Origin of the sequence: Streptomyces pallidus (ex Mingjun et al. 2026), assembly GCF_051550185.1 — a bacterium.
In the GTDB taxonomy this organism is placed as follows: Bacteria; Actinomycetota; Actinomycetes; order Streptomycetales; family Streptomycetaceae; genus Streptomyces.
Genome location: NZ_CP196181.1, coordinates 1 through 22,312 on the forward strand (window position 1 = coordinate 1; position 22,312 = coordinate 22,312).

The following is a 22,312-nucleotide window of genomic DNA, read 5'->3' on the forward strand; positions in this document are numbered from 1 at the left end:
CCAGGTCGGTGAAGGCGCCCAGGACGGTCTTCGACAGGAAGTCCCGGCCGCGGTCGACGCGTACGTGCTCGGGTATGCCGCCCGCTGGCCCGTACGGGCCGGTGCGCAGCACGGCGGCGCGCAGAGCCGCCAGGATCGAGGCCCTTGAGGGATGGCCGGGGGTGACTGCGGTGCCCGTGATGGCCTTCGTCGCGACATCGATGAACCACGTCACCCACGGGCGCACCAGCTCCCCGTCCGCGTCGACCACAAGCGGCGCCTGGACGTGGTCGGACTCCCAGGTGTGGTTCCGCCACAGCCTCGGCCTGCGCCCGAACACATCGTGAGCCCGGGCCGCCTCCGGACCCCGGGCCAGGCCCGCGCGTTCGCCCGCGGTCAGGTCACGGCGCACCGCGCGCAGGAACGTCGACAACGACGGCACCGGATCGAGCAAGGGAACCGCCTCCATCGGCGCCCCGCCTGGCACCGCGGTGACCAGATCACCGGCTGCGGCACGGGCGCGGACCACCAGCTGCCGGTGTACCGCCGAGGCGTTGCCCCGCCAGTACGCCAGGAGCACCCGCACCTGCGACGTCACCTCGAACCGGTCCACCGTTCTCGCCCCCGGACGGGCCGCCATACGGGGCTCGGCGTCAGCCTGCGCGAGCCACCGCCACACCGTCCGCTCCGACACCCCCAGACACTCCCCCGCAAGGCGCACGTGCCCCCGTGAAAGCCGCCTCTGGGCCCGCAGCCGCAGCAGCCGCTGAACCACAGCACCGCGCAACGCGGCGAGCGCCGGACCCTGGAGCTCAGGCACCGGCTCTGGCACGTCCAGCGGTGCCGACGCTCCCGCCTCGGATGAACTGATCATGGAACCGCTCCCTGCCGCCCGCTGTTGGTCTCCCTTTTCGATCCTGTGCCGTCGGCCGTTACGGGTAGGGGCCAAGCCGGGCGCAGGCCTGCTCGATCAACACACGGTCCACGCGTACGTCCCTGCCTCGCTTGGACAGGGCGTAGACATGGGAGGTGATCTTCGCCCAGGTACGGAAATTGCCCCGCGCAACCGTCGCATCCGCCCATCCCACGTCCGCCGGCTCGACGCCCTCCCACACGTCATGGAACATCGCCAGCGTCTCTGCGAGCCGCTCCTGGTCCAGGCCGGGAACCTGGTGCCAGGTCAGCACCCGCGACCGCAACGCAGGCGCCCGCGCGATCACCCGCTCCGCACCCGCCCCACACAACAGCAGCGCGGCAGCCGTACCCGGCTCGTCCCACAGCAGACGCAGGTAGTCCAGCAGCGGCGGGGACAGGCGCTGTACGTCATCGAGGAACAGCACCCCAGGCCTGCGCAGCGCCTCTCCGAGGGCGCGGTCCGCCGACTGCGCCCGGTGCGAGAGAGAACCCGCCGCCAGCCCGAGCGCGTCCAGCAGCGAAGCGCGCATCTGCGGCAGGCCCGGCTTCACGCCGACCACCGCCCGCCATACAGGCACCCGATCAGGCAGCAGATGCAGCGACTGCTGCACGGCCACCGTCTTCCCCACCCCCGGCTCCCCGAACACACACCCAATTCCCCGCGCGGCCACGGTGTGCCCCGCGGCTTCCACCACAGCAGCAACGCCGGCCGTCGACACCACCCGGGCACCCGGCACAAACAGCCGCACCCCACCCCGCGACGGACCGGTCTTCCCCTCGTCCGGCTCGGCAACAGCTGGGACTTCCGAAACCGCGTCCACCACCGGCAGACCCTCACCCGCCCGCTGCAGCTTCAGGTCGGCCAGAACCCGCTCATACCGGCTGGCCTCGACCCGGTTCCGGGAAGGCCTCGCCACCTCCAGCACCCGCCCCGCCCGCAGATCACGGAGCACCACGCGCTGGAGCGTCGAGAGAGACGGGACGCGCCCGACACCCCACTCCTCCAGCCCACCATCGGCGTGTGCCCGCTCTATCCGCCGATGCAAGCCGGAGACGTTACCGCCCTCTTCCGCGAGGACCGCCCACAACGCATCACTCAACGCGAACCCGTCCCCGCGCGGCCTCGCCTCCATCCGCCCCGCCCGCCCCTCAGCGAGCCAACGCCACACCGTCCGCTCCGACACCCCGGCAAGCTCCGCCGCGACCTTCACATGCAGCCGCGATACAACCCCCGACTCCTCCACCGCGAGCAGACGCCGAACCACCACACCCCGACCCGCACCAGACCCCGCAACCGAAGCCCCTGCCTCACCACGTACACCGCGACCCGACCGAGCAGCCATACCCACCAGCACAGCCCAAGCAAGCCACCCCGAACACAGGAACTTTCAACCCTGTGACAGCCACACCATCCACGTGCTATCGGCCAATGGCAGCCCCCTGGTCAACCCATGACAGCCATCACAGACCCAGGAACCGTGCTGTACCAGGCCAGAAACCCATCACGCAGCGATGACGCCCAAACCCCGCCACCACACCCCCAACTCACAATACCGGTAGGCGTCACGGGAAACGGCTCGTTGATCTTGCCGAGCCGTCGCACCATCAATTCGTACTTGCGGCGTGCCGTGTGCCGGGCGAAATGCCTCAGGTACATCTGGGGCACTGTGTGATCCCGGGTGCCCCCGGCCTTGGCCGCGCGCTTCGCCGACGATGCCTTACCCACTGGCGCCCCTTTCCTGCCTGCCTGTACGGGTCCTTCGTACACGCAGGCGAGCCATCGGTGCCCAAGATTTTTCGGAACGGCCCGCCACCGAACGGACAACAGCCGCGACCGGCACGCGGCTGCGCGGCACTCGCGCCTCACTCACCCAAGACCAGCTCGACGCGTTCTGGGTCAAAGCCTTGGCCCTGGACACCGGGACCTTGGCAGAATCTGGTGGGTGAACGCGGCACACATATCCACGCAGCACCTCGTCTCCCAGGTGCTTCTCCGGGAGTTCACGATGCCTGGCCGGGGCGGCCGACAGCTTCTACCGTTCGACGTGCAGAACCCGGAGCGGCGGCAGAAGCTCAAAGGGCCCCGGGCATGTGGCGCGGCCAAAGACTTCGTGGCATTCGACTCCGCGACTGCAGAGGACCTGTGGAATTCGGTAGAGACGCATGTACCGCCCGCACTCACCGCTGTGAAGGCCGGCAGTCCGTTCGCCCACCCCCACCACGTCGAAGTGCTGCGCAACCTGGTCGTGCTCCACTACGTACGGTCACATCGCTACCGAAGCGTGCACACCACCGCGTTCAAGACGGTGAGCAGCAAGGTCCGCGGCGAACTCATCCAGCGCTTTCCGGAGCCCCTACGCCGTGAGGCACTGCGCCAGACCGGGCTCCATCTGCCCGGTCCCGGCTCCCTCGGCTCCTTTGCAGAGCGCCTCATCGCGCAATCCGAGGTCACCCAGAGTTTCGGGAACGGCCAGCTGTTCCGCACCAGCATCGAGGACATGTTCAACAAAGTCCGCGACATGGCGGCGGCCAAATGGCATCTGGAAGTGCTGACTCCGGAGAGCGGGCAGTTCCTGATCGGGGACACTCCGGCCGTGACCATGCGCACGGACACCAGGCCCTTCCCCATCAACATGGCCTTCGGCGATGCCCACACCGTCGTCCTGCCCATCGGTCCAAGGCACCTGCTGGCCCTCGGACCGAAGAACTTGACGGCCGCCATCTCCAGGGCCGCAGTCGACGAGCTCAATGCCGTACAGATCCGAGCAGCCGACCGCTACGTCTACATGCATCCTCGCAGCGGGCTCGAGACCTTCGCCAAAGACAAGGCGAAGCAGCGTCGCTAACTCCCATCAGGAACCCGCCAGGGCCTGCCCCCGACCCCGTCGCCGCTGGCGGCGCCGGTCGCGGAAGTGCGTGGGCGCCGGCGGCCATGCCGGACTCCAGGGCGATCCAGCCAGCGTGCCGGCCCGTGCCCTCGACGACCATGATGCGCTGGTGCGCATCTGGTCGCCACGGGACTGCACCGAACGTACGCGCCGCACTGCCTGCGACCAGTTCGACGGGGGACAGCAAAGCGGTGGTGATACATCACGCCTCATGCTTCCTGCGGCACGAGAAGTGCTCGGGCAGCCCTTCGGGCCCTGGAAGGCTTGCGGGCTGACCGCAGCCGAACCGGCAGAGCGGGATCACTTGACTCGACGCGTCAACCGGAACCCTGGCGGGCCCGGTTTTCTGGGGGCGGGACTCAAGGACGATCGCGCGGCTGCCACGTCTTTGCTTCGGTTCAGCCCGTACCTCCGAAGCCGGACGGTCCTCAGTGCACCTGTCGCGCCGGTCCCCCTGTCGTACAGATGGCTGGCGCTCCTTGTCGTCCAGGGCGGGACCGTTCGCCTCGAGGTACTGCTGCCACTGCTGTGCCGGGAGCCAACCGTGGTGGCCGTCCCGCTGGAACGGGATCCGCTCACCGGCCGCAGCTTCCACGATGAACCGGGTGAGGGTCAGGCCGCCTTCCCCTGTGAAGGTGCTCGACTGATGGGCGGGCACAAGGACGCGGTGCCAGCCCCCGCAGTACCCGGTGTCGGTGGGATTCTCCGGATCGTAGGGCTTCTCCGGGCACCGCGTGAGCGCGCCGCTTGGGCTGCACTGGCCCTCCTCCAGGACGAAATTGCCGTCCACGACCGCAATGGGGTTCTTCTGCACGCGGATGACGGAGGCAGGCAGGTTGGGCGTGCGGACGTATGGGACGGTGCCGATCCCTTCGTGGTCGGGGTCGGCGAAGTCCCAGACCGACTGGATGCCGCCGCGGCGCCGGAACCCCTCCCGTGTACGCATTTTGCGGGCCGTCTGGGGGCTCAGCTGAGGCTCGTAGCCCAGGATGATGCCGTTTGCGCCGTTGATGCGTACATCGAGGCGCGCCTGCCCGTCTGCGGCCTGCGACTCGATGTCGGCGTGGAAGCCATGATCCTCAGAGTCTTTCGCAATGCGTTCCTTGCGAGCCAGGTGCTCGTCGGACTCGTGGCTGATCGGCTTCTCCCCGGGCTTCCGGTAGTGGGAGGCAAGCCATACGCCGTCACGCTGGACGATGTACATGGGGACGCGCCGGCCCCGGAGGTCCCGGCAGTCGGGGCAGATGAGCCCGCGCTTCTCGACGGGGACACGTCCTCGCATGCGCAGGAGCACGTTCAGGAGGTCTTGGCCTTGCGGGACACCGAGGTCGGAGCGGTCCAGGTCGAGGTTGCGGCCAGCCGGTTCGTAGTAGACAGGGTTACGGAAGAGGTCTTCGTCGCTGTCGGTCTGAAGGTCGTCGTCCATCAGTGCTCCCCGCAGCCGCCACGAGTAGGGCCCACAACGCTACGGGCAGGGTCTGACAATCGGGGCTGAACTGAGGAACAGGGCGCACCGAATGAAGCAGGGGACAGTGGGCCTACAGCGGTCAGGTCCACCCAGTCGGCATCACAGCAGGCCCTCCCACATCGGATCCGCGGGCGCACCAGGGCGCCGCCCGCACAGAGTGAGCCTAGAGATACGAGACGGGTCAAGGCCCATGGATTTTCCGGGGGGCAGTCCCCCGCTCAGCGTGCCGCTGCGGCCGTGCCTCCACCGAACCGAGGCACGTCCTCAACACTCGCGTCCAAGCGCAGGCGCACGTACCGCAGCGGGTGCCGGTACACGCCCCCACGGTCGATCGCGACGTCGGCACTGATCTCCGCAACGAGGTCGGGCCGAACAAGGACCGCGTCGAGGACTTCGCGGCTCCCCCACGCCGAGGAGAACTTCACCCCGGTCCACGGATGCTCCGGGCCGGCTGCGGTGAGGTGCAGCGGCGGCTGCCTCTTCAGAACCTGGTGGCACGCGGTGACGATGACCGCCCCGATCGCAAGACACACCAGGAAGCCGTCCCAGCCGGCCCAGTCCTGCACGACAAAAGCCCCCACGAGATACACCGGGGAGCCGATGCACCCCCACCCCACGGCAGCCGCCGCCTTGGTGTGCCCTTGCTGCAGGCCAGCGCGTACTTCGACCGCATCGGGATCGGGGACACCGGAGGGAGGCTCGTTCTGCTGCGGTGCGTCCGCCTCCGTCACCGGCGCGGTCTGAGGTAGGGCATGCGGGCCCGGGGCCGGCCGGGTCGCCGCTTCTCCCGCACCGTCCCCGCTCAGTAGGTCCAGGACCTGTGACGCAGACGGCCGCCGCTCCGGCGCCTTCTCCAGGCACACAGCCACCACACTCCGCAGCTCCTCTGGAACCCCGTCGAGACGAGCCTCGTCGTGCACCACCCGGTACAGCAACGCGGGCACGCTGCCCTCGCCGAAAGGTCCCTCGCCGGTCGCAGCAAACGCCAGCACCGTACCCAGCGAGAAGATATCGCTCGACGGCCCGACCCGTCCGCCGGATGCCTGTTCGGGGCTCATGAACCCGGGCGTGCCGACCACCAGGCCCGTCTCGGTGAGGGTCGTGGCGCCCTCCGCCGCCTTCGAGATGCCGAAATCGATGACCTTGGGGCCGTTCCCCGTGATCAGGATGTTCGACGGCTTCAGGTCCCGGTGGACGAGTCCGGTCCGGTGGATGACCTCCAGGGCCTCCGCGAGACCGGCGGCCAATGACCGTAACTCCCGCGCACCCAGCGGCCCCCGGTCGTGCACGAGCGACCCCAGGTCGGGTGCCTCGATGTAGTCGCTGGCGACCCACGGCATCGCGCCGTCCGGGTCGGCGTCCACGATCGGCGCGGTCCAGAATCCGCCCACGCTCCGCGCCGCGGCAACCTCGCGTCGGAATCGCTCCCGAAAACCGGGATCGGCGGCGATATGAGGACGTATCACCTTCACCGCAAGTCGGCGGCCGCTACGGGACACACCGAGGAAGACCTGCCCCATCCCTCCCTCACCGAGCCGCGCCGACAGGCGATACGGGCCGATCGAGGCAGGGTCTTCCGGCGTCAACTGTTCCACGACTCCCCCGAGTCCACTTCAGGCGGCTGGGCTTGCCCCGTTCCGCGGCAGCCCAAGCCTCCCAGTGGCCCACCGGTGCAAGCCAGAGCGCGTCCTACCGTGAAGCGGCTCCGCGCCCGGCCGTGGTGTGCCACCCGTGCCGATTGGCGATCCCCCATCCAGGATAGGGAGCCCCATGCCTGCGGGCGGCGTGAGTTGTCAGACGGGTCCGGCCATGAACACCGAAAATGATCTGCGCGCGGCGGCGCTCCCTGCTCTGACGGGGCGCTGCTGGGGAGAACGCCCGCTGAAGCCTGCCCCAAGCCGGCGGGCGAACCCCGTCTCCAGCCCTTGCAAGTGGTGGGTGCGCATCCGGCGTAGATCAGGCGGCGGCACTCCGGACGGCAGCACCAGGTACACACCCACATCGGCAACTCCTGCATCGAGTCGTGCAACAACCCGCCGCACAGCCACACCCTCCGGGAACGAGTCCCAGGGCTCGACGAGCCCGCCTCACCCCACGTGACGCCACACCCGATCCAACCGGAGAGAAAGCGGGTTCCCTCCGACCCCGTAGCGGCATGTTGGCTGGCGTGTTAACTGCACCTTCCTCGATTCATGGGCCCCACCACTTGGTGGGGCCCATGCGTGGGTGTGAGGCGCCTGCAGCGCCCCAGAGCGGGCGCAGGAGGTGCGGCGGACCGGCCGGAACCCATGTCGGTGGGTGCCTCCGCCGCCTCCGAACCTCATTCTGAAACGATCAGTTAGTCGGCCAGTGAGTGGCGTGCTTGACCAGTTGAGCGCGGGGAACGGTGTAGCGGTGCTGCCGGGTGCGGGTGCGCACGGTAGTCGCACCCAGCCCGGCAGGCCGTCGGCAGGCGGGTCCACCTGCCTCTGATCCGGGGAATTCGGCGCGCGATCCCGGCGCCCAGGGCGGCGTCGACCGTCCGCGCGGCGCGGCGCCCTCTACCGTGCTGGTTGGCGCGGGCCTGCGCCAACAGCGGACCTGGTGAGGACGTGTGGACCACTCCCCGGGCAGTGCGCCCGATCACGTCCCGGACAACGGCCATCGGGCCTCCCTCTGGCTGTGGTCCCTGCTCGGCTTGTTCGCGGCCTGCGTGCCGTGTGCGCTGCTCGTCGTGGAGAAGCTCGGCTCCGCCCTGTCACCCGTGCCGCTCGTCCTGGCCGTGCTCGCCGCGCTGGCCGGGTATGTGCTGGCGGTGCGCGCCGTGGTGGGGGAACGGTTCGGGCAGCACCCACGCCGGGCCCGGATTCTGGTGTGGTCAGCCGCCACGGTGCTCTTCCTCGGCAGCGTCGCGGTGCTCTTGGCCTTCCGTCCCCCGCCGCCCCCACTTACCCGGATGAGCGGCGCTCGCGACGTGGCCGTGGTCGGCTTCGCGGCTGAGGACGGGCGGCAGGACGAGAAGGTCCTGGACGACGTGGCCGCGACCTTTGCCCATGACATGATGGGGCGCGTCCCGACCGCGACCGATGTCCGCAGCTACGCCGGCGAGGCGTCGCTGCCCCTCGCCCAGCTCGCCGACACCCGCCGCGGCGCGCTGGAGCGGAAGACCGCCAGGTTCGCCGACGAGACCAATGCCGAGGTCGTCGTGGGCGGCCTCGTCAGCGAGGATCAGGCGGGCCAGACCACGCTTAGGCCAGCCGTCTACGTCCGAGCCGACCAGATCCCCGATGCGCCCGAGCTCACCGGATGGTTCCTCGGCCCGCCGGTCCTCGTCGCCCGCGGCTGGGAGTCGGCCCGTGCCCGCGCCCAGCTGACCGGGGAACTGACCCGCCGGATCGGTGCCCTCGCGCAGTTCGTCGACGCGCTGGACACCTGGCGCAACGGCAGCCCCGCGGAGGCCGGCCGGATCCTCGCCGGCCTTCTCGACGCGGAGCGGAGGGACGGCGTCGGCGGCTTCGTGCCGCCCGATCTGGTCCGGCTCTTCCGCGGCCATGCGCTCGAGGACCAGGCCTCCGGTGAGAGCGGCCCCGGCCGCGAGAAGCTGCTGGCGGCGGCCCGCGGCGACTACCTCGCCATCGGCGGGGACCCGCCGGCCGGCCGACGCGCCGCCCTCAGCCTGCAGGTCAATACCTACCGACGGGCCATCGGGCCCGCGCACAGCTGCAAGCCTGGCACCGTGCGCGCCACCGACCTCGCCCAGGTCTCCAAGGCCCTGCACGTCCTCGCAGCGGACCCGGGCATCACCGAACTCGGACGGATTAAGGCCACCGTGAACCTCGCCCAGGTCGAGCAGTGCCGTATCACGGCCCGCCTGGTGAAGGACGACGGTACGGTGGAGCGCGCCGTGGCGACCGTCCGCGCTGCCCCGGACCTTACCGGCTCCGCGGACCTGCGTGCCTTCGCGGAATCCATCGCCGCCGTCAACGCGGCCGGCCGGGGCGACCTGGCAGCAGCCGTCGACCGCATCCGGGACGCCATCGCACACGGCCAGGAGCCGGTCCAACGTGCTGTCTGGCACGGCCTGCTGGCCTCCTGGAGCCTCGAGCGCTGCGACCTCGCGACCGGGCATACGGCGCAGCAGGACGCCCTGACCCAGCTGGCCGCGGCGGTCCGCGCGGGCAGGGCGGACAGCGCGCTCGTCCATCGGTACGAACAGGTTTTCGCCACAGAGCTGCAGCGCGCCGAGGAGCGGTGCGGAACCGGCCGATGACACGAACAAGGAGAGGTGACGAGTGGTCACACAACGCCAGAGCCGGTGGCAGAGGCCCATGCTTTGGGCGCTTAGCCTGCTCCTCTGTACCAGCTGCGCGATGCTCCGCGACACACCGGCAGCCCCCGCCGGCCGGGCTACCACGCGGTCGGCGACCCCCAGCCCGAGCGCCCGGGACATCCTGCTGGCCCAGCAGTTCGATATCGGCTTCGCCGCCACCCCTCCCGGCGAGGAAAACGAGGAAACCCCCCCTCCTGACGAGGCAATCCCGCCTCCCGCCGAGGCCACCCCGGGCGCGGAAGGCACCGCCGCGGTCAGCTGCCGGGCCGACCTGGACCGGCTCGAACAGGCCGATCCGGAAGCCCGCCGCCGGGTCTGGGTGACCTCGGTCAAGGACGCGAGGGGAGCGAGTGGCGCGGTGGCGGCAGGCCTGGGCGAGGTGTCACTGCTGTGCCTTCAAGGCTTTCCGTCCGGCCCGATCACCGTCACGGTGAAGGCCGGAGGGCGTACCTACACCACGGCCGTGAAGCCTGTGGCCGAGCTGAGCGACACGCTGCCGGCGATGGACGACCTGTTCAACGGCCGTCCGATGGAGGTCGAGGACGTCGGCGGCGGTCTACTCGAGAGCGGTTCGTGGCAGTTCCTCCCGTCAGAGCCAGCGCTGACGGACATCGCCCGGTCACGAGGGTTCACCGTGGCGGCGCGCTCAGGAGCCGTCCGTGCAGAGAGCGAGGTGCCGCTGAGCGTGCCCCGGGGAGCGGCGACGATGGAGGGCTGGGAGCGCAACCACCGGATCGCGGTCTACGGATACCCCGCCGGCGCACGCGTCCCGATCGGCCTCTACTCGGAGAGCGGCGTGGTCGCGACGCTGCAGCGAGAAGTGGGCCGAGTGGTCATGCCGCGCCACCAGGTCGCCATCTTCACCGTCCCGCCGGACGTCTTCCGCACCGTCGACGCGGAACCCGCAGGCGACGAGAACCCCGCCTGCCTCTCCGTCGCCGAACTCGCAGCCTGCGTCACCTGAGCGGTTCGGCTACCCAGCACCCAACGGGCAGACCGGCCATACGGCAGACGCCCCCCGACCGGCCACTCCGCAGATGCATCGGCGGACACCCCGTGGGGACACCTTCATCCTGAGGCTGATCCTTTGGAGTGGACACCCTGACAATGGATCTTGATGGTCCAGGGAGGGATGTCCAGGTGGGACGCAAGTCTCCGTATCCGGAGGAGTTCAGGAAGGACGCTGTCGCGCTCTTCCGCGCCGCGGCCGGGAAGCGGACGTACGCGCAGGTGGCCGCGGATCTCGGTATCACCGCGGAGTCGCTGCGGACGTGGGTCCGCAAGGACGAGGCCCAGGCCACGTCCGATGATCACGGCGGCAGCGTGAGTACGGTGGAAGACACCTTCATCCTGAGGCTGATCCTTTGGAGTGGACACCCTGACAATGGATCTTGATGGTCCAGGGAGGGATGTCCAGGTGGGACGCAAGTCTCCGTATCCGGAGGAGTTCAGGAAGGACGCTGTCGCGCTCTTCCGCGCCGCGGCCGGGAAGCGGACGTACGCGCAGGTGGCCGCGGATCTCGGTATCACCGCGGAGTCGCTGCGGACGTGGGTCCGCAAGGACGAGGCCCAGGCCACGTCCGATGATCACGGCGGCAGCGTGAGTACGGTGGAAGAGCTGGCCCGGCTGCGGGCTGAGAACGCCAGGCTGCTCAAGGCCGAGCAGGAGTGGCAGCTGGAGCGCGAGATCCTGCGCCGGGCAGCCGCCTATTTCGCCCGGGAGGTGAAGTGAGCCCCCGCCGCTGGGCCTTCATCTCCGAGAACCGTGCCGACTTCGGCGTCAAGCGGATCTGCCGCGTGCTCGGGGCATCCCGCGCCGGCTACTACCGGCACCTGGCCACCGAGCCGGCCCGCGCCGAACGCCAGGCCGAGGAGAAGCGGACCGTGAGTGAAATCCGCGCCATCCACCTCGAGCACCATGGCGTCTACGGTGCCCCGCGCATCCACGCAGAGCTGCGTACGCGGGGGCGGAGGATCAACCGCAAGCGCGTGACCCGGCTGATGCGCGTCAACCACATCGTCGGCCGGCACCTGCGGAAGAAGAAGCGGACGACGATCGCGGACAGGACCACACCGCCTGCGCCGGACCTGGTGATGCATGACTTCACCGCGGACACGCTCAACACCAGATGGTGCGGCGACATCACTTACATAGCCGTCGGCCCGACCTGGCTCTACCTCGCGACGGTGATCGACATCTGCTCGAGGAAGGTAGTGGGCTGGTCGATCGCGGACCGCATGCGCACCTCGCTGGTCACCGATGCGATCGAGATGGCCGTGGCCGCCCGCGGCGGCCGGGTCCACGGCGTCGTGTTCCACACCGACAGGGGCGCCCAGTACAGCGCGGCCGCCTTCGTCGACGTCTGCCGCCGGCACGGCATCCGCCGCAGCATGGGCCGGATCGGCTCGATCTACGACAACGCCCTCGCCGAGTCGTTCTTCCAGGGCCTCAAGCGCGAGTTGCTCCACGACGCCGCTGGACTTCACAGACACAGACCCGGCTCGAGCTGTTCCGCTGGCTTTCCTACTACAACCGGCGCCGCCGCCACTCCGCCCTCGGCTACCTCACACCAGCAGAGTTCGAACAACAACTGATCACGACACGTACGCTGTCACTCATCGCATGAAACCCGGTGTCCACTCCCAGGGATCAACCTCAGATCACGGTCTGGCCCACAGAAGGGACACGCCTCGATGCCGTCGGCCAGGAGACGAAGGGCCTCGTGCCGGGTGATCTCCTTGCCGTGACCGTCGAGGCAGTGGCCAGCGTGGACCCGGAAGGGGCGGGGACCGTAGCCGGTGCGGTGCACTTCGAGCTTCCAATCTGGCACCCGTGGCTCCGGCCTGCGGCCCGTGACGGCGGCCTCCTGCTGTTCCAGGCGAGCCAGGGCCTCGCGGGCTTGGCCGAGCTGCCACTCCAGCCAGCCGACGACCGCCCGGTGTCGGGCGATCTACCCCGCAAGATTTTCGTTCACATGTTCGATTCTAGGGGTGGTCGCTGGTCGCCTACTCCGCTTTGGCCGGGCCACTCGATCAAGCGCGGCGGCGCGGTGTGCGGCCCTCGGCCGGCCTGGTGGTCTTCTTGGCAGCCTTCCTCGCGGTCTTCTTCTTGGCAGGGAGCTCGTGGACGGTGGCCTCGGTCTCACCGCGGGCTTCCCGCGCCTTCTGCACGGATGCCTCCAGGGCGGCCATGAGGTCGATCATCGGGGCGGGTGCCTCGGGGGGCTGGGTGCGCTCCCCGTGGGCCTTGGCCTCGAGGAGTTCCTCCACGGCGTCGCGGTAGTTGTCGCGGATGCCTTCGAGGGTGTCGGTGGTCATCACGTCGGCGAGGGCGACGGCGGCCTGGACCTCGTCCTCGGTGACGTCCACAACGGGGGCGGGAACGTCGGCCTCGCGGATCTCATCCGGCCAGCGGAGGCCGTGGAGGACCAGGACGTCGCCGACAACACGCAGCAGGCCGAGGCGTTCGCGCTGGTGGAAGGCGAATTTGGCGACCGCGACGCGGCGGGTGCGGCTGAGGGCCTCGCGCAGGAGGATGTACGGCCGTGCCGCGATGGGGTCCGGGGCTGCCAGGTAGGAGGCGCCGGCCCCGAAGGCGGCGGGTTGATGGAGGCCGCGGGGACGAAGCTGACGATCTCGATCGCCTTGGCGGTGGGCAGGGGAAGGGCGTCGAGTTCGGCGTCGCTGACGGGGATCGTGCCGGTGGAGGTCTCGTAGCCGCGGCCGATCTCGTCGAGGCCGACGGGCTCGCCGTCGAGCTCGCAGACCTTGAGGTTGCGGACGCGGCCGATGAGCCCGCCCTCGTGCTGATGGATCTGCCGGAAGTGCACGGCGTGGCGCTCGGTCGCCGGCACGACGGCCACCGGGACGGTGGTGTTGACTGAACTAGATTCCGAATAATCGCAGGTCAAATGCGGTTTCTGCTAGCTTTCGGTCATGCTTGAGACGGGTGATCCCTCTCGGGATCTGATCAGCTTCGTACTACCCCAGACCGGCGCCTTGGTGGAGGCGGCGAATCCGGCCCAGCCCTACGTGCTGCTGGACGCTAGTGGGGTGGTGGTGGAGCCGGTCTCCGCGTTCTTCGCCGAGTTGCAGGCTTGTTCGCGACCGCCGTCGACGATCCGCTCGTACGGGATGGACCTGCTGCGGTGGTGGCGATTCCTGCATGCCGTCGGGGTGGAGTGGCATCGGGCCACCCGGCTGGAGGCGCGGGACTTCGCCCGCTGGATGGCCATCGCGCCGAAGCCTGTGAGGCCGCACTGGCGCGGCCGGGCGGCCGGCGCCACGGCGCGGGCCGGAGTCGGTTCATCGGCTGGGGTGCCGAACACCGTGACGGGGCGGGCGGGGCCGGGGCCGATGTTCGCGGCGACGACGCGGGCGCACTGCGAGACCGTGTTGCGGTCGTTCTACGACTTCCACCTGGAAGCGGGTACCGGTCCGATCATCAACCCGTTCCCTACCCGCCGGGAGCGTCGTCGGCTGCCCGCGAGTGCTGGCAGGCCGGTCCGGTCCGCGCCTGGTGGTCGGTATCGGCCGTCGGTGCCGGTGAGGGTCCCCGGCCGGATCCCGGACGCGCGATTCGACGAGTTGGTCGCGTCGCTGCGTCACCACCGGGACCGGGCGCTGTTGGCGTTCTGGGTATCCAACGGGGTACGAGCGGAGGAGTTGCTGACGTGCCGGCAGCGGGATGCGTTGCCGGGCGAGCAGTTGCTGGGGGTGGTGCGGAAGGGGACGCGGGCGTATCAGCAGGTGCCGTCGGCGGCGGACGCGTTCGTGTGGTTGCGCCTGTATCAGGAGGAGGCGTGGCGGGCGGGGGTGCCGCGGGGGCCGGGGCGGTGGCTGTGGTGGACGCTGCGCCCGCCGTTTCGCCCGCTGACCTACCACGCTGCCCGGGCGATGTTCGGGAGGGCCAACCGGTTGCTGGGGGCGAACTGGGCGTTGCACGACCTGCGCAGGACGGCGGCATACCGGATGGCGCGGGATCCGAAGCTGGCGCTGACGGACGTGCAGTGGGTCTTGGGGCACGCACACCTGAGCACCACCCAGATCTATCTGCCCGCAGGCCGGGAGGAGATCATCGACGCCGTGCGGGCCCACCACGAGCGGGCCAGCTGTGAGGCCCAGGTGGTGGCGGTCCCGGCGGTCGGCTACCGGCCGGACTCGCTGGAGGAGTTGTTCGGGAGGAACAGGTGAGGGCGAGGGTTCGCGACACCACCGGGGCCGCTGCCACGGGCCCGTCCGAGCTGCCCCCGGCGCCACGGGCGTCCGGAGGGCTGCTGGAGCAGGCCCGGTCCCGGTTCCCGGCCCGGGTGGCTGGGCACCGGTGGCCGATGACGGATGCGCCGGCCGACGAGGTGCTCGCCGCGCTGGAGCGCCCTCCCTTCCGGGCGGAGACGGCACACACCCGGTGGCACCGGCGGTCAGGGGCCCGCGCGCTGTTGGCCTGGCTGTCGGGCTTCGAGGGAGCGAGCTGGCAGGAGCGGTGGGAGGCGTCGCCGGCCGCCGGATGCCCGAAGCTCTGGCGGCGGGAGGCAGAGGCGTGGGTGGACGCCGCCGCAGTGCGTGGGACCAACATCCAGGCTGGCCTGCTGATGCTGGCCGCCGCCGACGTGATCCGGCCAGCGCTGCCGTGGCAGATGGAACTCAACAGCCCCCACGTGCGCACCGTGGTCGAGGAGTGCCGCGACCCCGAGGGCTTCGCCCGTCTGAGGGAGGTGGTCGGCGACGAACGGTGGGCGTCACCGGGCGGGGGCCGGGCCCGCCGCGCGCTCACCCGGATCATGCTGGCCAAGGGCGGCGGGCTGGCGGACATCACCGTCGGCGACGCGCTCGAATACGACGCCGGCCTCCGCGCGAGCACTCACGGCGTGGGCAGCGGCGGCACCCTCTACTACGCGTGGCTGCGCGAGCTGGGACACCTGCCAGCCGACGCCCCGACCACGTTGCGGTTCCTGGAGCAGGTCACCGGCCAGCTCACCTGCACCCAGCTCGTCGACCGCCACCCCGTCGCCTCCCCGGGGATCAGGACCCTGCTGATCGACTACCTCGAAGAACGCCGTCCCCGCCTGGACTACTCCACCCTCGACAACCTCGCCCGGCACCTGACCAGGAACTTCTGGTCCGACATCGAACGCCACCACCCCGGCATCGACACCCTCCGCCTGCCGGCCGAGGCCGTCACCGCCTGGAAGGAACGCCTGCGCACCCGCGTCCAACGACGCCGTCGCCCGGACGGCTCCATCGAGGAGACCGTCGTGGAACGCGCCGACCGCACGATGGTCTTCATCTACGTCCGCGCCTTCTACCTGGACATCGCCCGCTGGGCGACCGAGGAACCCACACGCTGGGGGCCGTGGGTGGCGCCCTGCCCGATCAAGGTCGCCGAGACCGCCAACAGCAAGCGCGTCACCCGGACCAAGGCCCGCATGGACCAGCGCACCCGCGAACGCCTACCGGTTCTGGAGGCCTTCGCCCGGGCTGCTGCCGACCACCACCGGCTGCGCGCGGCCCAGCTGGAGATCGCCCGCGCCACCCCGCCCGGAGCCCGCTTCACCCTCGACGGCGCCCTCTACATCCGGGGCGCGAACCCAGCCGGCGCCGCTGCCCGCGACGAGGAAGGCCGCCTCGTGCACCTCGACCGCGCTGAGCACCGGGCGTTCTGGGCCTGGGCGACGGTCGAGTTCCTGCGCCACACCGGCGCCCGCGTCGAGGAGATGCTGGAGACCACCCACCACGCGATGATCCAGTACCGGCTGCCCACCACCGGCGAGATCGTCCCCCTCCTGCAGATCGCCCCCTCCAAGAACGACGCCGAGCGGGTCCTGCTGGTGAGCCCCGGGCTCGCGGACGTCCTGGCCACGATCATCCGCCGCGCCCGCGACCCCAAGACCGGCCTCATCCCCCTCGTCACTCGATACGACAGCGAAGAGCGCCAGTGGGACCCGCCCGCACCCCTGCTCTTCCAGTACAACCGCGGCGGAGAACCCTCCGTGATCCACTCCCAGACCATCCGGGAGATCCTCAAGGAGACCGTCGCCTTCATGCGGCTGACCGACTCCATCGGCCGCCCATTGGTCTTCACCCCGCAAGACTTCCGCCGGATGTTCATCACCGACGCCATCCGCACCGGCCTGCCACCCCACCTCGCCCAGGTCATCGCCGGCCACGCCAACATCAACACCACCATGGGCTACAACGCCGTCTACCCCACCGAGACCATCGAAGCCCACCGCGCCTTCATCACCCGACGCCGTACCCTGCGCCCTGCCCAGGAGTACCGCACCCCCACCGACGCCGAGTGGGAGGACTTCCTCGGCCACTTCGAACGCCGCAAACTCTCCGTCGGCACCTGCGCCCGCGCCTACGGCACCGCCTGCATCCACGAACACGCCTGCGTCCGCTGCTCCCTCCTACGGCCGGATCCGGCCCAGCGCGGCCGGCTGGTGGAGATCCGCGACAACCTGCTGGACCGGATCGCCGAGGCCGAGCAGGAGGGGTGGCTCGGTGAGATTGAGGGGCTCCGCGTAAGTCTTGCCGGGGCCGAATCCAAGATCGGGCAGATCGACTCAGCAACATCCGGCGGGCCGGTCCTGTTGGGGCTGCCGACACCCAGACCGGAACGGCGAGGGTGACCAGGCAACGGGACAGAGTGCCGACTCTCGTACTGGGTCCTCTAACGACATTGAGCGCTCGCGACTACGTCCAACCAAGGTCACAAGCAGACGGGCACCGGATTGTCCACGGCAACCGTCCAGAATGGTTCCACACGCCGGTCGTCCGTATCTGTCCCGAGCAGTTCCCGCGCGAACCGGGGGGCCACGTCTTCTGGTATTCCGCAGCGGGAGAGGGCCCGAGCCACGACAGCCCATGCCTCTTCCGGTGTGGCTGGGTCTCCGAGCATGGGCAGCATGAGGAGCAGGCGCTGTGCCTGATCGACGAGGCCACCGGTGTTCGACGTGCTCTCCGGCACGCTCGCGGCGATGGCGGTCAGCTCTGCCCAGGACAGTCCGGGGCCGGCCGACTCAGGGCCGCACTGCCCCAGATGTCCGAGGCGATCCCATGAGGGGTGGCGTACGGCGAACTCGACGGTGTTCTCGTCCTCGAAGTTGGCGTACACGGCGAAGGCTGTGTGTCCACCGCCAAAAGGCACGCGGACCACCGGCCACGGCTGCTCGGCATCGCTGAGGCGATCCAGCATTACCTCGTACGCCGACGACGCGACACCGTACTCTTCGGCATCGGCCGAGGGGTCCCCCATCGTCACCAGCAGGTGGGCAAGCCAAAATGCCGGTTCGCGGGCGAGTTGCTCACCCGCGACCAGCTCGAAGTCCACGTACTCAGGGATGTCCACGATCTTCGCGGTGCCGCTCATCCGAGGAGAGTATCGGGGCGTAGCGGCACTCCCAGCAGTGGCCCCCAGCGCCCCTCGACGGTGCCGTCGGGCACGGTGATCGTGGCTCAGTAGTTCAGAGAACTGACCAGCCCGCACGAGATCGCGCCGTTCCACAGGGCCTTCACGGCTCAGGCCCAGGACTCAGGTCCGGTGCCCTGCCAGTCGAAGAGGGCCTCGTCGGTCAGGTCGACGTCCTCGGCGTCGGCCATGCCTGCCCGGTAGAGGAACTCCCGGACGTCCCGCTCGCTGGTCGCACGGCCGAGCTCCTCGCACCGGTAGGTCACCAGGCGGCGTCCCTGGTCGTCGGGAGGATGGATGGTCACTCTGGACTCGGCCATGGCTCCAGACTCGCGGGCGACGCTCGGGGCCGCACTCAGGCCGTGTCCGGTCGGGTCCATCTGCTCAATCGGGGACGGCGCGTTGTCCGGTACGTACTCTCTGCCCAGCGTGCGTTGGGAAGGAGTAGCGGCGCTACGCCGCCTCTGCTCCCGCGTCGTCTGATGGGGCGGCGTGCCTCTTCAGCTGCATGCGGGCGGCCACTACTTCCTCACGGGGAACGGTCGCCCAGTGCGGGTGGTCCACAACGGCGATCGACAGTTCCAGGATCTCTGCCCGCATCTCGTCGACCCTCTGCTTCTGCTCGTCGCTCCAGCCAGGGCTGTCGGGTACGTCACCGCGATGGGAGTAGCGCTCGCCCCGCGTCCAGCCGGCCATGGGTTCCACGCTCCAGGGCAGCCCTGCCAGGTAGGCGCGGTGCTCGGCGTGGGCGCGGTGGAGGCGTTCCTGGAGCTGGAGGAGGTCCTCGGGGAATACGGTCGTGGTCCTGCCGCGATCGTAAACCTGTTCGATTTCGGGAGGGAGGCCGACGCTCTGGGCTGTCACCTTTTCGGGCTCCGGCTCCCCGATGCCGGCTTCGGCAGGGGCTGGCGACACCGAGGGCACAACTGCCACCGCGGTGTGGTTGAGCTGCTGCGTCTCTTGCGCGAAGGGCTTCGCAGGAGGGGGTGCCTGTGCGAAAGCCCGCTGCTGCGGGATCGGCGCAGTCGCTACAGGCCCCTCGACCGGGACAGGATCAGCCAGGGTTGCTGGGGGACGGCACGTGGGCCGGTTCGGGCTCGACTTCGGGGCGGTGGCGTCTGCCCGGGCCGGAGGCAGCGGGAGGATGCCCTCCTGAAGTTCGGCAAGGCGGTCGCGGTCCGCGTCTGTCACCCAGAACTTGTCGATCCTGGTGCCCCTGCGGTACTCGACCGGCACGATCGTTCCGGCCGCCGTCTGGCGCACGAGATCGTCGAACAGCACGTCTCGCGGCATGGGCGTGACGTGTGGCTTGCCGCACCTGCGAACCCCGTCCGGACACGGGTAGACGGCGCGCAGGTCGCAGAGCCAGAAGTCCAAGGCGCGGTAGCCGGAGATCACACGGAGGTCGCCGATCTTCGCGATGACATGTGCGGGCAGGTTGTTGCTCCTGGTCCACTGCGTATCGCTACGCCGCCCGTAGTCCTCGCGGTCGGTGGGCCAGGCCGGGGTGATGCCCTGCTTCGCTGCCTTCGTCGCCCGGGCCTTCACACTGCCAGGGCCGTCGACGCCGGCCGAGGACAGCTGGACTTCCCAGCCGATGCGCCTTCCGCCTTCGCCTTCGCCTTCGATCAGGGTGTCGGTCTGGATCCAGCTGCGACCGACTGGTGTGCGCACCTCGCAGTCGCCATGGAAGCCGCCCTCCGCAGCCGCGCGCAGGATCCGTTCCTGATAAAGCCTTGTGCTCGTCGCTCATCGGCGCCTTGTGGCGCTCCTCGTCTTCCTTACGCTCATGAACGGCTTCGCGGCGGCCGTTGGCCTGCTGCCGCAGGTACATCCAGGCGACTACGCCAGCTTCCCTGCAGATGCCCCCGCACTGCAGCTCCCGCTCGGAGACAGGGACGTTGCGTTGGGCCAGGATCCGGTCCGTCCTGTAGAGATGGCCCCACAGGTCATCGATCGTGTCCTGCCCAAGGTTTTCCTGCTTGAGGTCAAGCAGCATCTTGAGCTTGGTGTGCCAGACGATGTTGGCCACGGCATGCCCCTCCCCTGCTGGCGATCCCTGCTTTCACGGTAGGGCGCGGCACTGACAATCTGATAGGTGCCGATCACAGCGAGCAAGGGACCCCGTGGGCTGCCCGCACTGCCTGCCTCGTGCGGGGGCTCCTTGAAGTCCGCGAGGGTGCTTCGTCTGTCGCGGCGCCGCCCACCGTGACCTCTCTCCCCTCGAGCTCGCCTCCCTGGCAGAACGCCTGATCGGGCTCGGGGTGCCCGAGCTCGCGGGGATACCCGCCGACGAGCTGCGCGCCTTCGCCGCGGACGCCGGCCGCGGGACAGCGACGCCCTGCTCGCCGTCCACCCGGACCGCGCCCCTGCCTCCGCCCTCGCACCGCTGCTCCGGCACGACGGCAAGCCCGGCTTCGTCGTCACCGACATGCCCGCCGTCGACAGCTTCGGCCCCTACACCGTGGAGTTGCCCGACGCCCCTCTCTACCTCGTCACCGGCATCGATCGGGGCGACCACATGGCCAACTGGAGCCCGGAGGAGGCGCTCCCGGCCCTCGCCGAGCAGGACCGCACCCCACTGCTGCTCACCGAGGGCATCCACTGGGTGCTCCAGCACCCGGCGATCCTGGAGCGCAACCGCTGCTTCATGACCATCGGCCCCCGGCTGCGCAAGGCGAACGGTGCCCTGGACGCCCGTACCTCGGCGATCTGGATCACAACGGGACCGGGCGGGACGGCAGGGAGCGGCGCAACGCCCCGAAGGTCGGCTGGTGCTGGTGGGGCAACCGCCACACCTGGCTGGTTTCGCCTCCGCCACGGGCCGAAGGCACTAGGTTCCACAGAGAGGATGGCTCGTTTCGCGCCGCCGAGGACCGCAGGCGAGGCGCGTGCCGGCGACAGACCGGCGGGAGCCCGGGCTCGGGCAGGGCGGTCCGTCCGCCCTGCCCGGCGTCGTGCGGCGAGGGCGGTGGTTCTATTCTTCGCCGTCGGGGTTCGGGGTGGGCGCTGCGCCCGGCCCGGGCTCCACCTGGGGGCATTCGTTGTGGAGGTACTCGAACCGCTTTTGGTACGCCGCGGTCACCGGGTGGTTTCGCAGCGCAAGAATGGCCTCGTCGTTCTGTCGCAGTCCTCGGTATGTGAGGTTCTGGCTTCCCACGTACAGGGTGGTCTGGGCTCCCTGACGCACGATGAAGAACTTCTCGTGCACGGGGATCTGGCCGGGTTGTGAGTGGTCGCAGAGGCGGACGTTGATGAACTTGTCCAGGATCGGCACCCCCGGCATGGAGCTGTCACCGGTGACGACCCTGACCTCGCATCCCCGGGTGCGTGCGGTCTCGATCAGTTCTTTCACCACGGCCGACCTCGAGATCCTGAAGTTCGCCAGGTCGATGCGCGTTTTCGGCCCGGAGGAGGCGCAGGTGACGCGTCGCAGGATGTCGACGACGGGATCGTCGCTTGCACTCGTCGGCGTCCGGTCTCCGTCTTCCTGGCGGGGGAACGTGTAGACGCGGTGTGCGCCCGCGCTGAAGGTCCTCCCGTAGTCGTTGTCGACCGTTTGGTCCCTGCCGTGGCGCATGAGGTCGTTGAAGTACGTGAGGTAGTCCTGGTACAGGCCCGCATGGCTGATGGTGAGGGCGCTCTCGTAGGCCTTGTAGTGGTCGAGGTTCGCCGAGGAGACGTAGAGCACGTTCCGCGCGGTGTCTCCTCCCTTCAGTTGGACGCGGGAGATGGTCATGAACTTGTTGTGCATGACCGGTCGCTCGGCGAGCGGTTTGTCGCCGATGCGGTTGCTCATGCAGCCGCGGACCGGCTTTCCGCCTGAGCGCCGCGGATCGCATTCCACGATCGTGGCGGACGGGATCGCTTTGAGGGCCGCGTAGTAGGTGTTCCCGGGGTGGACCATGTTGCCGTCGACGACGACGCGGACGCGGACTCCCCGTGCCGCCGCACCGCGGAGGGCGGTGACGATCTCCGGCCTGTCGAAGTAGTAGATGGTGAGGGAGAGCGTTGCCCCGGGCGATGCCGCGTCGATGAGCCGGCGCACGTGCTCGGCGACTCCCGCGTGCGGGTCGCGGTCGGTCTTCTGGTTGAACCAGGTGTAGTTGCGTACCTCGGCAGGGGATATGGGGATCGCTGCGGAGGCTGCGTCGCTCGTTGCGGTGGGCGTGGCGGCAGTGGCCGGGACGGTGGTCAGGGAGAGCGCTGCCACCGAGATGGCGGCCAGGGCGATGTTTGCGATCTTGTGTGGTAATCGGGGCTTCATCGGCCTTCCTCGACTGGGGCTTCGTCGACTCCGGGCTTCCGGTCGGCCTCGCCACCCGATGCGCGGCTATCCGCCT

Annotated in this window: 16 protein-coding genes and 6 pseudogenes; 9 read left to right on the top strand and 13 right to left on the bottom strand. The window is 69.6% G+C overall.

Going from position 1 to position 22,312, the window contains the following annotated elements:
* Both ACSHWO_RS00005 and ACSHWO_RS00010 read right to left on the bottom strand, forming a co-directional pair.
* Positions 1-742: pseudogene (locus ACSHWO_RS00005) on the bottom strand (Mu transposase C-terminal domain-containing protein); the annotation flags it as partial.
* 169 nt (positions 743-911) lie between these two features.
* Positions 912-2,162, bottom strand: a complete 1,251-nt coding sequence (locus ACSHWO_RS00010; RefSeq protein WP_438309466.1) for an AAA family ATPase — start codon at positions 2,160-2,162, stop codon at positions 912-914.
* A 675-nt stretch (positions 2,163-2,837) separates the two neighbouring features.
* On the opposite strand from ACSHWO_RS00010, the gene ACSHWO_RS00015 reads away from it, so the two are divergent.
* A complete protein-coding gene (locus tag ACSHWO_RS00015) occupies positions 2,838-3,740 on the top strand; it encodes a DUF4238 domain-containing protein (protein WP_438309467.1) in 903 nt (300 codons plus the stop codon).
* Between the two features lie 46 nt (positions 3,741-3,786).
* Here the strand turns inward: ACSHWO_RS00015 and ACSHWO_RS00020 are convergent.
* From ACSHWO_RS00020 to ACSHWO_RS00030, 3 genes and pseudogenes are all read right to left on the bottom strand, one after another.
* A pseudogene (locus ACSHWO_RS00020) lies at positions 3,787-3,900 on the bottom strand (6-phosphofructokinase); the annotation flags it as partial.
* Between the two features lie 84 nt (positions 3,901-3,984).
* The gene (locus tag ACSHWO_RS00025) at positions 3,985-5,208 is read right to left on the bottom strand and encodes a hypothetical protein (protein ID WP_438309468.1); all 1,224 of its coding nucleotides are present in this window, start codon (positions 5,206-5,208) and stop codon (positions 3,985-3,987) included.
* A 260-nt stretch (positions 5,209-5,468) separates the two neighbouring features.
* Positions 5,469-6,845: a protein kinase domain-containing protein gene (locus tag ACSHWO_RS00030; RefSeq protein WP_438309469.1), complete on the bottom strand. Its 1,377-nt coding sequence runs from the start codon at positions 6,843-6,845 to the stop codon at positions 5,469-5,471.
* A 998-nt stretch (positions 6,846-7,843) separates the two neighbouring features.
* Between ACSHWO_RS00030 and ACSHWO_RS00035 the strand changes: the two genes are divergently transcribed.
* The 4 genes and pseudogenes from ACSHWO_RS00035 (at position 7,844) to ACSHWO_RS00050 (ending at position 12,186) form a co-directional block, all read left to right on the top strand.
* Positions 7,844-9,499, top strand: a complete 1,656-nt coding sequence (locus ACSHWO_RS00035) for a hypothetical protein (RefSeq protein ID WP_438309470.1) — start codon at positions 7,844-7,846, stop codon at positions 9,497-9,499.
* Positions 9,500-9,599: 100 nt separating this feature from the next.
* Positions 9,600-10,523: a hypothetical protein gene (locus tag ACSHWO_RS00040; RefSeq protein ID WP_438309471.1), complete on the top strand. Its 924-nt coding sequence runs from the start codon at positions 9,600-9,602 to the stop codon at positions 10,521-10,523.
* 176 nt (positions 10,524-10,699) lie between these two features.
* A complete protein-coding gene (locus tag ACSHWO_RS00045) occupies positions 10,700-10,954 on the top strand; it encodes a transposase (protein ID WP_438309472.1) in 255 nt (84 codons plus the stop codon).
* A gap of 22 nt (positions 10,955-10,976) precedes the next feature.
* Positions 10,977-12,186 (top strand): annotated as a pseudogene (locus ACSHWO_RS00050) (IS3 family transposase).
* Here the strand turns inward: ACSHWO_RS00050 and ACSHWO_RS00055 are convergent.
* From ACSHWO_RS00055 to ACSHWO_RS00070, 4 genes and pseudogenes are all read right to left on the bottom strand, one after another.
* Positions 12,172-12,390 (bottom strand): DUF6233 domain-containing protein, encoded by a 219-nt coding sequence (locus ACSHWO_RS00055; RefSeq protein ID WP_438309473.1) that lies wholly within the window; start codon positions 12,388-12,390, stop codon positions 12,172-12,174. The pseudogene ACSHWO_RS00050 and the gene ACSHWO_RS00055 sit on opposite strands and share 15 nt — an antisense overlap.
* A gap of 202 nt (positions 12,391-12,592) precedes the next feature.
* Positions 12,593-12,928, bottom strand: coding sequence for a hypothetical protein (locus ACSHWO_RS00060; RefSeq protein WP_438309474.1), 336 nt, complete (start codon positions 12,926-12,928; stop codon positions 12,593-12,595).
* A gap of 33 nt (positions 12,929-12,961) precedes the next feature.
* Positions 12,962-13,132: pseudogene (locus tag ACSHWO_RS00065) on the bottom strand (Ku protein); the annotation flags it as partial.
* Positions 13,133-13,218: 86 nt separating this feature from the next.
* Positions 13,219-13,422, bottom strand: a pseudogene (locus ACSHWO_RS00070) (Ku protein); the annotation flags it as partial.
* Between the two features lie 73 nt (positions 13,423-13,495).
* Here ACSHWO_RS00070 and ACSHWO_RS00075 point away from each other — a divergent pair.
* On the top strand, positions 13,496-14,752 hold the full coding sequence (locus tag ACSHWO_RS00075; RefSeq protein ID WP_438309475.1) for a tyrosine-type recombinase/integrase: 1,257 nt from the start codon (positions 13,496-13,498) through the stop codon (positions 14,750-14,752).
* Between the two features lie 137 nt (positions 14,753-14,889).
* Positions 14,890-17,190 carry a tyrosine-type recombinase/integrase gene (locus ACSHWO_RS00080; protein ID WP_438309476.1) on the top strand — a complete coding sequence of 767 codons (2,301 nt, stop codon included), beginning with the start codon at positions 14,890-14,892 and terminating at the stop codon, positions 17,188-17,190.
* An 80-nt stretch (positions 17,191-17,270) separates the two neighbouring features.
* Here ACSHWO_RS00080 and ACSHWO_RS00085 read toward each other — a convergent pair whose 3' ends face one another.
* The 3 genes from ACSHWO_RS00085 to ACSHWO_RS00095 all read right to left on the bottom strand — a co-directional run bounded on the left by ACSHWO_RS00085 (position 17,271) and on the right by ACSHWO_RS00095 (position 19,643).
* Positions 17,271-17,930 (bottom strand): hypothetical protein, encoded by a 660-nt coding sequence (locus ACSHWO_RS00085; protein ID WP_438309477.1) that lies wholly within the window; start codon positions 17,928-17,930, stop codon positions 17,271-17,273.
* A 149-nt stretch (positions 17,931-18,079) separates the two neighbouring features.
* Positions 18,080-18,289 (bottom strand): hypothetical protein, encoded by a 210-nt coding sequence (locus tag ACSHWO_RS00090; RefSeq protein WP_438309478.1) that lies wholly within the window; start codon positions 18,287-18,289, stop codon positions 18,080-18,082.
* 133 nt (positions 18,290-18,422) lie between these two features.
* Positions 18,423-19,643 (bottom strand): hypothetical protein, encoded by a 1,221-nt coding sequence (locus ACSHWO_RS00095; protein WP_438309479.1) that lies wholly within the window; start codon positions 19,641-19,643, stop codon positions 18,423-18,425.
* 115 nt (positions 19,644-19,758) lie between these two features.
* Here ACSHWO_RS00095 and ACSHWO_RS00100 point away from each other — a divergent pair, with 115 nt between their 5' ends.
* Together ACSHWO_RS00100 and ACSHWO_RS00105 are read left to right on the top strand one after the other, a co-directional pair.
* Positions 19,759-20,043, top strand: a complete 285-nt coding sequence (locus ACSHWO_RS00100) for a hypothetical protein (protein WP_438309480.1) — start codon at positions 19,759-19,761, stop codon at positions 20,041-20,043.
* A gap of 163 nt (positions 20,044-20,206) precedes the next feature.
* A pseudogene (locus ACSHWO_RS00105) lies at positions 20,207-20,806 on the top strand (DUF5701 family protein).
* A gap of 140 nt (positions 20,807-20,946) precedes the next feature.
* Here the strand turns inward: ACSHWO_RS00105 and ACSHWO_RS00110 are convergent.
* Entirely contained in the window at positions 20,947-22,236 is a 1,290-nt protein-coding gene (locus tag ACSHWO_RS00110) for a phospholipase D-like domain-containing protein (protein WP_438309481.1), read from the bottom strand.
* Positions 22,237-22,312 lie beyond the last annotated feature (76 nt).